The sequence below is a fragment of the Burkholderia sp. 9777_1386 genome (assembly GCF_015712265.1).
GTDB lineage: Bacteria > Pseudomonadota > Gammaproteobacteria > Burkholderiales > Burkholderiaceae > Burkholderia > Burkholderia cenocepacia.
In genome coordinates this window covers 58,356-71,346 of record NZ_JACCQB010000005.1, presented here as the reverse complement: position 1 = coordinate 71,346, position 12,991 = coordinate 58,356, and the positions used below count along the sequence as shown (strand labels likewise).

General features: G+C 68.8%; 6 protein-coding genes. 4 read left to right on the top strand and 2 right to left on the bottom strand.

What is annotated here, in order from left to right:
* The first annotated feature begins 1 nt into the window (after position 1).
* From H0X91_RS06350 to H0X91_RS06335, 4 genes are read left to right on the top strand one after another with little or no spacing between them, the layout of a single operon-like run.
* The gene (locus H0X91_RS06350) at positions 2 to 7,639 is read left to right on the top strand and encodes a type I polyketide synthase (RefSeq protein WP_196432900.1); all 7,638 of its coding nucleotides are present in this window, start codon (positions 2 to 4) and stop codon (positions 7,637 to 7,639) included.
* Positions 7,636 to 8,553 (top strand): UDP-3-O-acyl N-acetylglycosamine deacetylase, encoded by a 918-nt coding sequence (locus tag H0X91_RS06345; RefSeq protein WP_196432899.1) that lies wholly within the window; start codon positions 7,636 to 7,638, stop codon positions 8,551 to 8,553. The genes H0X91_RS06350 and H0X91_RS06345 overlap by 4 nt, the downstream gene beginning before the upstream one ends.
* 51 nt (positions 8,554 to 8,604) lie before the next feature.
* On the top strand, positions 8,605 to 9,933 hold the full coding sequence (locus H0X91_RS06340) for an aminotransferase class I/II-fold pyridoxal phosphate-dependent enzyme (protein WP_196432898.1): 1,329 nt from the start codon (positions 8,605 to 8,607) through the stop codon (positions 9,931 to 9,933).
* A complete protein-coding gene (locus H0X91_RS06335) occupies positions 9,930 to 10,610 on the top strand; it encodes a GNAT family N-acetyltransferase (protein WP_196432897.1) in 681 nt (226 codons plus the stop codon). Before H0X91_RS06340 ends, H0X91_RS06335 begins: the two co-directional genes overlap by 4 nt.
* A 96-nt stretch (positions 10,611 to 10,706) precedes the next feature.
* On the opposite strand, the gene cysC is transcribed toward H0X91_RS06335, so the two are convergent.
* On the bottom strand, positions 10,707 to 11,270 hold the full coding sequence (gene cysC, locus H0X91_RS06330) for an adenylyl-sulfate kinase (protein ID WP_011544668.1): 564 nt from the start codon (positions 11,268 to 11,270) through the stop codon (positions 10,707 to 10,709).
* Positions 11,271 to 11,986: 716 nt separating this feature from the next.
* Complete coding sequence (locus H0X91_RS06325) at positions 11,987 to 12,820, bottom strand: class II glutamine amidotransferase (protein WP_011544669.1); 834 nt, start codon at positions 12,818 to 12,820, stop codon at positions 11,987 to 11,989.
* Positions 12,821 to 12,991: the final 171 nt, after the last annotated feature.

Here is a 12,991-nt window from a genome sequence, read left to right as displayed (position 1 = left end):
GATGAACAGTAAGATTGCAATAATTGGGGTGGCTTGTCGGTTTCCCGGAAGCGCGAACAATCTTGGCGACTTCTGGCAACTGCTGCGCGACGAACGCGACGCGGTGACCGAAATCCCCGCTGACCGCTTCGGTACCGATTTCTACCAGCACCCGTCCAAACGCGAACCGGGCAAGAGCTACACGTTCGCGGCCGGCGTGCTCGACAACGTCGCCGGCTTCGACGCCGCGTTCTTCGGCATTTCGCCGCGCGAAGCGGCCCAGATGGACCCCCAGCAACGCCTGCTGCTCGAACTCGCATGGGAAGCGTTCGAGGACGCGGGCGTGCGCCCGGCCGACATGCGCGGCAGCAACTGCGGCGTGTTCGTCGGCGTGGCCGGCACGGATTACGGCAACCGCAACATGGACGATCTGAACGTGATCGATCCGTATTCGGCGACCGGCAATACGCTGAGCATCGCGTCGAACCGCGTGTCCTACCTGTTCGACCTGCGCGGCCCGAGCATGTCCGTCGATACGGCCTGCTCGTCGTCGCTCGTCGCCCTCCATCAAGCCGTCAAGGCGCTGCAGTCCGGTGAAGCCGACGTGGCGCTCGCGGGCGGCGTCAACCTGTTGCTGCATCCGTTCGGCTTCGTCAGTTTCTCCAAGGCGTCGATGCTGTCGCCGCGCGGTCGTTGCCGCGCATTCGACGCGACCGGCGACGGCTACGTGCGCTCGGAAGGCGGCGCATTCGTGCTGCTCAAGCCGCTCGATCGCGCACTGGCCGACGGCGACACGATCCACGCAGTGATAGCCGGTTCCGGCGTGAACTCGGTCGGCCACTCGCCGGGCGGGATCAGCGTGCCGGGCGCGGCCGCGCAGGCGTCGCTGCTGCGCAGCGTGTACGCGCGCGCCGGCATCGATCCGCAGTCGCTCGCCTATCTCGAGGCGCACGGCACCGGTACGGCAGTGGGAGATCCGATCGAGGCACGCGCGCTGATCGACGTCGTGTCGAGCGAGCGCCCGGCCGATCGTCCGCTGCTGATCGGGTCGGTGAAGACCAACATCGGGCACCTCGAGACGGCGTCCGGCATGGCCGGTCTGCTGAAGGCCGTGCTGTGCCTGAAGCATCGCGCGGTGCCGCGCTCGCTGCACTTCGTCACGCCCAATCCCGGGATCGATTTCGACGGCGGCCGTCTGCGTGTCGTCGATCGCTACATGCCGCTCGACGCGGGTGGCGCACCGCTGACGGTCGGCGTCAACTCGTTCGGCTTCGGTGGAACGAACGCCCACGTCGTACTGACCGAGGCGCCGGTCGCAAACGACGTGCCGACGGCAGCGCCCGAGCCGGCTCATGCACAACCGTCGCCGCTCGTCCTGACCGCTCGCAGCGCGAATGCGCTCGCGGCACTCGCAGGCCGCTATGTGGCGGTGCTCGACAACGGCGGCGACTGGCAGGCGCTGGCCGCCGCGGCCGCCCGTCGTCGCCAGTGGCTCGAACATCGCGCGATCGTCGCGCCGGCCGACGTGGCCGAAGGCCGTGCGGCGCTTGCGGCACTGGCCCAGCCGGCACCGGAAGGGCTGCCGGCCAGCGTGGCAACCGGCCAGGCGCCTGCCGACGCATTGCGTACCGCGCTCGTGTTCTCGGGCAACGGTTGCCAGTGGGTCGGGATGGGCAACGAACTCTATGCGGAGAACGCGATCTTCCGTGCGGCGCTCGACGAAGTCGACGCGCTGTGGTGCGAGGACGGCAGCCCGTCGCTCGTCGACGTGATGCGCGGCGGTCCGAGCGCGGAATGGCTGGCCGGCGCGGGCGCCGAATGGCTCGCCGCGACGGAGAACGCGCAGCCGCTGCTGTTTGCGATCCAGGTCGGGATGATTCGTGTGATCGACGCGCGCGGCATGCGCTACGACGCGGCGATCGGCCACAGCGTCGGCGAAATTGCAGCGGCGTGGGTGACGGGTGCGCTGTCGCTCGCCGACGCGGTGCGCGTGATCAAGATCCGCAGCCGCGCCCAGGCGATGACGCGCGGCAGCGGCCGGATGGCGGCCGTCGGCATCGGCGAGGCGGCCGCGCGCGAGCTGATCGCGCGCCACGGACTGGTGCGCCGGGTCGAGGTGGCCGGCATCAACAGCCCTGACGCGGTGACGCTCGCGGGCGAGCTGCAGGGCTTGCAGGCGCTGGAGGCGGCGCTGCGCGGCAGCGGCAAGTTCTTCCAGATGCTCGATCTCGACTATGCGTTCCACAGCAGCCACATGGATCGCATCGAGCCGGTCGTGCTGGCCGAACTGGCCAGCCTGCGGCCGCAACCGGGCAACGGCACGTTCGTATCGACCGTGACCGGCGGCGCGCTCGCGGGCAACGAACTGGATGCGCGCTACTGGTGGCGCAATATCCGCGAGCCCGTGCGCTTCGGCGACGGCATCGCGCACCTGATCGAGCAGGGCGTCCGGTTGTTCGTCGAAGTGTCGCCGCATTCGATCCTGCGCACCTACGTGAAGCAGGCGTTGACGGCCGCCGGCGTGACCGGCGCGGTGCTGCCGACGCTCAAGCGCGACCACGGCAGCGCGGCGACGCTGCGGCAGGCGATTCTCGCGGCGATCGCGCACGGCGCGAACGTCGATCCCGACCGCTTCGCGCCCGGCGCGGCGCGTGCGGCGTTGCCGTCGTATCCGTGGCAGCGCGACCGCTTCTGGCTGACGCCGACCGTCGAGGGCTATGGTCTCGTCAATCGCCGCCGCGAGCATCCGCTGCTCGGCTATCGGCTGCACGAACACGCGTTCGGCTGGGAAAACCAGCTCGATCCGGCGAAGCTGCCGATGCTGGCCGATCACGTCGTCGACGGCGGCGTGGCATTCCCGGGCGCCGGCTACGTGGAAATGGCGCTTGCCGCGGCGCGCACCTTCTTCGATACGCCGGATGCGGCGCTCGAAAACGTCGAGATCCGCACGCCGGTCGTGTTCCAGCCGCAGCAGGCGAAGCTGTTCCGGCTCGTGATCGAGCCGCGCACCGCGACGTTTACGATCGAGACGCGCGACCGGATGTCCGACGGCGCATGGACGCTGAATGTGACGGGGCGGATGCTCGAAAGCGGCAATGCGCTCGGCGCCGCGAGCATCGTGCCGGCCGCGACGCTCGAACGCCTGCTCGCGCTGCCGGCCGCCGACGGCGACACGCTGTATGCGAACACGGCAGCCATCGGCCTCCACTACGGGCCGGCGTTCCGCTGGGTTCGCACCGTGCGGGTCGCCGCGGCCGAGGATGCCGCGCTGGCCGACGTCGCCGCGCCGGCCGCGTGCGGCGATGCGCGGGCGCTATCTGCGTATCTGCTGCATCCGGCGCTGATGGACAGCGGGTTTCATCCGCTGTTCGCGCTGCTGGCGGCGCAGGCGCGTGATGGCGAGCATCCGGCCTACGTGCCGGTGCAGATCGGCCGGGTCGACTATTTGCGCGGCGACGCGGTCGCCCGCGTGCTCGCACGGGTCGACCGGCGCAGCCCGCATTCGATCGTCGCGCATTTCGAATTCCTCGACGCGCAGGGCGCGATCGTCGCGCGGCTCGGCGGCTGCCGGTTCCGGCGCGTGGACCTCGTCGGCCGCCGGCAGAACCTGCCTTCGCGTTTCGTCTACCGCCTCGAAGAGATGCCGTTGCCGAATGACGTGGAGGCGACCGCTTTGCCGGCACCCGACGCGCTGCTCGCGCAAGCGGTCGCGCGCGTCGACGCCGCGGAGCTCGACGGCCGTCGGATGCAGCATTTGACCGAGATTCTGCCGCTGCTCGACGTGCTGGCAAGCTTGTACGTGCTGCGCGCGTTCGATGCGCTCGGCGTATTCGCCGGCACGTGGCAGCCCGCACCGGAGCGGGCTGCGCTCGCTACACGCCTGGCCGACATGCTCGTCGAGGACGGGCTGGCCGCGCGTGACGGCGCGCGTCTCGTCCGCGACGACGCGGCGTGCGCGGCGCTGCCGCCGCTCGACGATCTGTGGCGCGGGCTGCTGGCCGAATCGCCGGGGCACGTGGCCGAACTGACGCTGCTCGCGCATTGCGGCGCGGCACTGCCCGACGTGCTGAGCGGCGCGAAGGACGGCGCACGCTGGCTGTCGCCGACCGGGCACAGCCTGGTCGAGCAGTTGCTTGCCGCATCGCCGACCTGGCAGCACGTGCATGCGCTGCTGGCGGCCGGCGTCGAGCAGGCGGTCGGCGCGTGGCAGCCGGCGCGCCGGCTGCGCGTGCTCGAACTGGGCGCGACGGACGGTGACGTGCTGCAAACGCTCGGCATGCATCTCGCCGCCGCGCGCTGCGATCACACGATCGCCGCGACGGCCGGCCAGCTGGCCGGGTTCGATACGGATGCGGAAGCCGCGGTGCGCACGGTCGCGTTGCAGCCGGGCGAACGGTTGTCGCTGTCCGCCGACGAAGCCGGGCCGTACGACCTGATCGTCGCGAACCGCGCGCTGAGCGGCCGTCCCGATGCGGCCGATGCACTGAACGCGATGCGATCGTGGCTCGCGCCGGGCGGCTTGCTGCTGCTGGCCGAGCCGCGTCGCGGCCGCTTCTCCGACATCGTGTTCGGCGCGCAGCCTGCGTCGACGGGCGTCGACCTGCCCGCGCCGCTGGCGCCGACGGATCTCGAGGCGGCGCTGGCGCGCGCGGGCTACGTCGACGTCGTGCGGCATGTCGAGCAGTCGCTCGATCTGGACGGCACGCCGACGTTCGTCATCGCACGCAACCCGGCAAGCGCCGCGGCCGCGCAACGCGGCAGCGACGCGAGCGATCTCGATACGCTCGCCCGCAGCGAACAATGGCTCGTGATGCACGCACCGGACGCGGCCGGCGGTTTCGGCGGGCAACTGGCCGACGCGCTCGCGCACGCGGGCTACCCGGCCGATATCGTCGACCTCGTGCATGCGGGCGATGCCATTGCGTCGTTGCCGGCCGGGCAACCGGCGCATGTCGTGTTCTGCGCGCCGGAAACGCCGCTCGCCGACACGACGACGGGAGACGACCTGATGGCCGCGCTGCGTCACGGCGTGATCGCGCTGGCGGCGCTCGTGCGCGCGCTCGGCGCGCAACCGAACGCACGCACGCGGCTGACCGTCGTCACACGCGGCGGCGCGCCGTTCGCCGGAGCCGCGCATGCGCATCCGGAACAGGCGACGCTGTGGGGCCTCGGTCGCGTGCTGGCGAACGAGCATCCCGAACTCGCGTGTCGCCTGATCGACGTCGATCGCACGGCGGACGGGATTCCTGATGCGCTGATTCGCGAGCTGACCGGCGCGGCGGTCGAGGAAGAAGTCGTGCTGAGCACGCACGGGCGGCTGGTGCCGCGCATGCTGACGGCCGCACAGGCCGCGGCGCGCAGCGACGGCGCGCTTGCACGCGCGTCGGTGCTGGCGTTCGACGCACCGGGCTCGTTGCGCAATCTCGAATGGTTTGCGTTGCCGGAAAGCGCGCTGGGCGACGACGAGGTGGAAATCGAGCCGGTGGCCACCGGCCTGAATTTCCGCGACGTGATGTATGCGATGGGGCTCCTGTCCGATGAAGCGGTGGAGACCGGCTTCGCGGGCGCGACGATCGGCATGGAGCTGTCCGGCCGCGTCGTCCGCGTAGGCCGCGCGGTGACGGCATTCGCAGCGGGCGATGCGGTGCTCGGTTTCGCGCCGGCGTCGTTCGCGACGCGCGTCAGGACACGCGCGCAGGCCATCGCGCAGAAACCCGAGCGCCTGTCGTTCGAGGAAGCGGCGACCGTGCCCACCACGTTCTTCACCGCGTACTACGCGCTCGTCGAACTCGCGCGGCTGCGCCGCGGCGAGCGCGTGCTGGTGCACGGCGGCGCGGGCGGCGTCGGGATCGCCGCGATCCAGCTCGCGCGCCACTTCGGCGCGGAAGTGTTCGCGACCGCCGGCAGCGACGAGAAGCGCGAATTCGTGCGCCTGCTCGGCGCCGATCACGTGCTCGATTCGCGCAGCCTGGCGTTCGCGGACGAGATTCGCGCGATGACGGGCGGCGAGGGCATCGACATCGTGCTGAATTCGCTCGCCGGCGAGGCGATGGTGCGCAGCATCGATACGCTGCGTCCGTTCGGCCGTTTCCTCGAACTCGGCAAGCGCGATTTCTACGAAAACAGTCATATCGGGCTGCGGCCGTTCCGCAACAACATCAGTTATTTCGGCATCGACGCCGACCAGTTGATGGGTGCGTTGCCGGAACTGACCGCACGGCTGTTCGGCGAAGTGATGGCGCTGTTCGCGGCAGGCGTGCTGCATCCGCTGCCGTACCGCGCGTTCCCGGCCGAGCGGGCCGAGGATGCGTTCCGCTACATGCAGCAGGCGCGCCAGATCGGCAAGGTGCTTGTGACCTATCCGTCCGGCACGCCCGCGCCGACGCGCGGCGTCGCGCGCGCGGAGTCGTTCGCGCTCGATCCGCATGGTGCTTACCTGGTGGTCGGCGGCACGGGTGGCCTCGGCTTCGCGAGCGCGCGCTGGATGGTCGAGCACGGCGCACGTCGGCTGACGCTGGCGAGCCGTTCCGGCGAACTCGCCGCCGCGGCGCGCGAGGAGGTCGCGCGCTGGCGCGACACGCTCGGCGTCACCGTCGACGTCGTGTCGTGCGATGTGACCGATGCCGCGGCGGTCGACGCGATGATGGCCGCGCTCGTCCGGCGCGACGTTCCGCTGAAGGGCGTGCTGCATTCCGCGATGTCGATCGACGACGGTCTCGTGCGCAATCTCGACGATGCGCGGATGGCCGCGGTGCTCGCGCCGAAGGTTGCCGGCGCGTGGAACCTGCATCGCGCGACGCGCGGGCTGCCGCTCGACCTGTTCGTCGTCTATTCGTCGGCGACCACCTATCTCGGCAATCCGGGGCAATCGAACTACGTCGCGGCCAACGCCTTCCTCGAAGCGCTGGTCGAACATCGCCGCGCGGCAGGCTTGCCCGGCACGTTCATGGCCTGGGGGCCGCTCGAGGATGTCGGCTTCCTCGCACGCAACGCCGATACGCGCGAAGCGTTGCAGTCGCGGATCGGCGGTGCGTCGATCACGTCCGACGAAGCGATGGCCGCGCTCGAGCGCGTGCTGGTCGCGGGTGCGGCCGGCGAAGCGGTGGTGCGGCTCGACTGGCATGCGGTGGCACGCGGGATGCCGGCTGCTAAGGCGCGCCGGTATGTGCTGCTGCAATCGCAGGCGAAGGGCGGCGATGCGCGCGACGGCGGCACGCAACTGCGTGAAGAAGTGCTGGCCCTGCCGCGCGACGAAGCCATCGCGCTGGTGGCGCGGACGCTGCAGGCGCAGATCGCGCGGATTCTGCACATGACGCCCGATCGCATCGCGCTCGACAAGTCGGTGCTCGACATGGGCATGGATTCGCTGATGGGGATGGAGCTCGGCCTTGCGGTCGAGGAAGCGTTCGAGGTCAAGCTGTCGGTGATGGCGATCGCGGAAGGCGCGTCGGTGACGACGCTGGCCGGCCGCATCGTCGATTCGATCGGCGCGTCGGCGGATGCCGGCTGCGATGCCGCGTCGGCGGCCGATGCCGCGCAGGAGGCCGTCGCGGCACTCGCCGCGAAGCATGCGATCGACGGCGAAGCGCGCGCGATGCTCGATGCGCAGCCGGCGCCGGTTGCCGAGCAGGTAACGCCGTCGCTGGAGGTGGCGCGGTGAGCGCGCCGACCGGCTGGGCGACGCGGCAGGGCACGCTGGCGCGCCCGCTGACGATCGACGGGCACGGCTTGCATACGGGACACCGGGTCGGCGTGCGGATTCTGCCCGCGCGTCCGGACGACGGCGTGACGGGCATCGTGTTCCGTCGGGTCGAGCACGGGCGCACGCTCGCGACGCTGCCCGTCGACCCCGCGCTGCGCCGCGCGCAGCCGCTCTGCACGATGCTGCGCAATGCCGACGGCATCGGCGTACGCACGATCGAGCACCTGCTCGCGTCGCTGCTCGCGTGCGAGATCGATCACGCGATCGTCGAGCTCGACGCGGAAGAGGTGCCGATCCTCGACGGCAGCGCCACGCCGTGGGTGGACGCGATCCGCGCATGCGGCCGCGTCGCGCTCGATGCGCCGAAACGCTTCATCCGCGTGCTGCGGCCCATCGTCGTCACGGACGGCGACGGCGACCAGCGGCGCGAGATGCGGATCGAGCCGGCGCCCCGTTACGAACTGAGCGTGCGCAACGATCTGCGCGGCTTCGGCGACATGCACTGGGACGGCGCGCTGACGCCGGCCGCATTCGCGAGCGACATCGCGCCGTCGCGCTCGTACGGGCGCGTGAAGTGGGCCGTGCCCGCGATCGTCGCCGGCTATCTTCGTGGTGTGCCGATCCTGCGCGGCGCGCGGCCATCGTGCACCGCGTCGATCGTCGGCAATCGCGTGCTGGGCGGAATGCGGCTGCCCGAGGAATTCGTCCGGCACCGCGTGCTCGACCTGGTCGGCGATCTCGCGCTGGCCGGCGCGCCGCTGCTCGCGCGCGTGAGCGCGCTGCGGCCGAGCCACGAGATGAATTTCCGGCTGGTCGATGCGCTATTGGCCGCGCCCGATGCATGGCAGTGGGCCGAGTTTTCCGACGCGTGAAAAAATACGCGGCGTAACATAGCGGCTTTTCGAGATAAAGCGAAGGAAGCAATGGCACTGGGAGAGCATCTTCGCCAGCAACTGGCGGCAAAAGCGCTGAAACGGCAACTGGAGCGCGCGACCGACGCCGCGGCCGCGCCCGGCGTGCCCGGCACGCCGGCTGCGCAGACCGCGTCGGCGCGCAGCCGCTTCGAGTCGATGCCGCAGTATCAGCAGGTCCGCATCATGCGCGAGATGGGCGAGAAGCTGCGGGTCGAGTCGCCGTTTTTCCGCGTGCACGACGGCGTCGCCGGGGCGACCACGCAGATCGGCGGCCGTGAATACCTGAACTTCGCCAACTACAACTATCTGGGTCTGGCCGGCGATCCGGCGGTGTCCGCGCGCGCGAAAGCCGCGATCGACCGCTACGGCACGTCGGCTTCGGCGAGCCGGATGGTCGCGGGCGAGCGTCCGGTGCAGCGCGCGCTCGAGCGCGCGCTGGCCGCGTTCTACGAGACCGACGACTGCGTCGCGTTCGTGAGCGGCCATGCGACCAACGTGACCGTGATCGGCGCGCTGTTCGGCCCCGGCGATCTGGTGGTCCACGACGCGCTCGCGCACAACAGCATCGTCCAGGGCGCACAGTTGAGCGGCGCGAAGCGGCTGAGCTTCCCGCACAACGACTGGCAGGCGCTCGACGAGTTGCTGTCGCGCGTGCGCCGCGAATACCGGCACGTGCTGATCGCGATCGAAGGGCTGTACAGCATGGACGGCGATTTTCCCGACCTGCAGCGCTTCGTCGACGTGAAGACGCGTCACGGGGCATTCCTGCTGGTCGACGAGGCCCATTCGCTCGGCGTGCTGGGCGTGACCGGCAAGGGCATCCGCGAGCATGCCGGCGTCGCGCCCGATCAGGTCGACATGTGGATGGGCACGATGAGCAAGACGCTGGCCGGATGCGGTGGTTTCATCGCCGGCTGCCAGCCGCTCGTCGACATGCTGCGCCATCTGGCGCCGGGCTTCCTGTACAGCGTCGGGCTCGCGCCGACGCTCGCCGAAGCGTCGCTGGCCGCGCTCGAACGCCTGCAGGCCGAGCCGGAGCGCGTCGCGCAACTGCAGGCTCGCGGGCGGCAGTTCCTGACCGAGGCGCGTGCGGCCGGGCTGAATACCGGCACGAGCGCCGGGTATGCGGTCGTACCGGTGATCACGGGCAGTTCGCTGAAGGCCGCGCAGTGGGCGAATGCGATGTTCGATGAAGGGATCAACGTGCAGCCGATCTTCTATCCGGCCGTCGAGGAAAAGGCGGCGCGCCTGCGCTTCTTCATCTGCTCGACGCACGAGCCGGAGCAGATCAGCCGGACGGTGGGCGTGTTGTCGCGCCTCGCGGGGCGCGGCGCGTGACGCAGGCCGCCGCGGTCGCGCAAGCGGCGCCACGCGCCGGCGAGCCGGTGCGGTTTCGCGCGGCCAGTGCGGATGATGCGGCAGCATGCGCGCCGCTCGTGTTTGCGTCCGGCGTGGCCGAGTTCGGCTTCTTTCTCGGCGAAAGCGACGCGCGCTGCATCGCTTTCCTGCAGCAGGCGTTCCGGTCGCGCCACGGACGCTTCTCGTGGCGCCGGCATCGGGTCGCAGTTGGGGACGATGGCGCGGTGCTCGCGGTGATGGCGATTCACGACGGGCAGCGGACGACGTTTGACGATGTGCATGTCGTGTGGGCGCTCGCGCGCTTCTTTGGCGTGCGACGCACGGTTGGCCAGTTGCTGCGCGGGTTGGTCCTGGAAACGGAACTCCCGGCGCCGAAGCGTTCGCAGATCCTCGTCGCGCATTGCGCGACGGATGAACGCCAGCGCGGCACGGGGGTGTTCAGCGCGCTGTTTCGCGATGCGCTGGATACAGGGGCGTTGCCGGGCGATGGCAGCCGTGAGGTCGTGCTCGACGTGCTGACGCGGAACGTGCGCGCCAAGGCGCTGTACGAACGCTTGGGGTTCGTCGCGCTGCCGCGGCGGCGCGCACGGTCGCGCAGGTTGCCGGGTGAGCTTGATTCGATCCGGATGCGGTTCGGGGGCCGCGGCCAACCATGAGAGTGGGCCGGTGTGGCGCAAGGCAGACAGCTCAACCGTCGCTTGCCCCAATAGCGCGAGGGTAGTCGAGCGCGGATGAGCCGGGAGGGGCCGGTATCAGTCGTTCAATGGCAATTTCTGCATGATCGCGCGCACGCATTCCAGCGGACTGGCTTCGCCCGTGCGCACGTGCACGTCGGGAAATACCGGCTTCTCGTACGTGGATTCGATGCCGGTGAACTGCCGAATGGCCCCTTGCCTTGCCAGCGCATACAGCCCCTTGGGGTCGCGCGCTTCCGCTACATCCAGCGCAACGTCGACAAAGACTTCGAAAAACATGCCCTGTGGAAAACGCGCGCGCGCTTTGGCGCGAGCCTCCTGAAACGGCGAGATCAGCGCGACGATGACGACGAGCCCGGCCTCCACCATCAGGCGCGCTACCTCGGCCGTCCGGCGAATGTTCTCGTGACGGTCTGCGTCGCTGAATCCCAGGTCCTGATTCAATCCTTCGCGAAGCAGGTCGCCGTCCAGCAGAAAAGTCCGCAGGCCACGCGCATCGAGTTGGTCTTTCAGTAGATTCGACAGCGTCGATTTACCGGCACCGGAGACACCGGTGAGCCATACCACGAAGGCACGGTCCTGCTTCATGCTGGAAAGCACGGATTGATTACCCGTCAGCATGACAGGGAGGGAATTTTGGAGATCTTGAGTCATCTCGGATTCGATGTGCCGGTAACTGCGTCGTACTTTTTTATGATGCGGATTCATCCGTCGGCGAATTGTAACGTGCCTTTTCTAAATTTGTAACTTGAATATTTTAATCAGGAATAAGCGATGGCCTTCGTGCGGCACGACGTTGTTCGGGCGCCATCTGCTCGGTAACGATTGCCGATTCGTCGTAATAATTGGAAATGAACACGTGTCGCCGCCGGGGTAAAAGGCGGGTAGAATCTTCGCCCCATTTCATTGCCCCACTGAGTTTGCGGTACGTTCCGACCGGCCCGGTGCCATGAGGGAGGCGGGAGCGAGCAGCTTGCGGCGGAATCGTCGGAGGCAGGGCGACGGTGCCCGTCGACGTGTTGCAGAATACCTCGACACATATGTCTTCGACCGTGTTTCGATTATCGCCCCCGTTCCTGGTGGGTATGAAATCGCAAGAGTATTAATTTTTTATTCGGCGAAAACCGCAGAGGAGTGTGCGCGGCGTCCGCCTTCGTGATGCGATTCTGTCGCTCATTATCGAATTAGGGATTATTCGACGCGTGTGGGTCGATTATCTTTGCCGGGTGACGATTGGCATCCCTTCCGATTGCTTCGGCAGCACCACGCGCCGGCCCTTAAAAGCCGGATCGTCACAATCGTCTTATCACGCTCGCTTTCGTCAGGACTGCCGGATGTCACTTGTGCCGCGGCCCGAACGGCCGCTGCTGCACATCGGCGCCATGCGCGACGATCGCCATGCCCTCCGGCACTTCCTCCCACGCGCCGCGCAGGTCGACGAGCGGCTCCGACACGACCATGAACGCATCATCGCCGGCTTCGGCGATACGCGGGTTATGCGGATACAGCTCGTGCAGATGCTTGAACGACGTGCTGTGAAACAGCGAGCGCGATTGCCGTTCGCTCGAGTAACGCACCGCGACGATCCGTTCGCCATCGGTCGCGCAGATCGTCATGTTGAGCGGATCGGCGACGCGATGCCGCGCGGCGGTTTCCTCGACCACGCCGACCATCCGTTCGAGCGCCGGCAGCGGCGCCTGCTCGAGACCGTACGTCAGCGCGAGGCGGAACATCAGCTCGGAATCGGTCGAGCCTTCGAGCGTCGGGAACAGCGCCGGATCGACCTTCATCGTCAGGTCGCGGCGCAGCTTGTGGAAGTCGCGGATCAGCCCGTTGTGCGCGAACAGCCAGCGGCCGTGGCGGAACGGGTGGCAGTTGGTTTCCTGCACGGGCGTGTCGGTGGCCGCGCGGATGTGTGCGATGAACATCCGCGAGCGGATCGCTCGCGCGGCTTCGCGCAGGTTGCGGTCGTTCCATGCGGGATGCACGGAGCGATAGCGGAACGGGAGTTCGTCGGGATGCCCGTACCAGCCGATGCCGAAGCCGTCGCCGTTGGTGGTCGTGGCGCCCAGCTCCGAATGCAGGCTCTGGTCGATCAGCGAATGCTTCGCGCGGAACAGCACGGTTTCCAGATGGATCGGATTACCCGTATAGGCGAGCCAGCGGCACATGGAGCGCTCCTTCACGATGTATCGTTCGCGCATGGTAGCCGACTCCGCGACGTCGCCGCGCCCGGGGCGAGCCTCCACAATCGACATACATGGCGGCCGCCTCCGCGCGGTACGCGACCGCGCGACCATGTCGCTTGGCACCACGCAATGCAGCAGTTCGGTGCGGTGCGG

Bases quoted from the DNA above. Each gene is read 5' to 3' on its own strand.
- H0X91_RS06350 (WP_196432900.1), top strand. From the start codon at position 2: ATGAACAGTAAGATTGCAATAATTGGGGTGGCTTGTCGGTTTCCCGGA.
- cysC (WP_011544668.1), bottom strand. From the start codon at position 11,270: ATGCTGACGGGTAATCAATCCGTGCTTTCCAGCATGAAGCAGGACCGT.
- H0X91_RS06340 (WP_196432898.1), top strand. From the start codon at position 8,605: ATGGCACTGGGAGAGCATCTTCGCCAGCAACTGGCGGCAAAAGCGCTG.
- H0X91_RS06325 (WP_011544669.1), bottom strand. From the start codon at position 12,820: ATGTGCCGCTGGCTCGCCTATACGGGTAATCCGATCCATCTGGAAACC.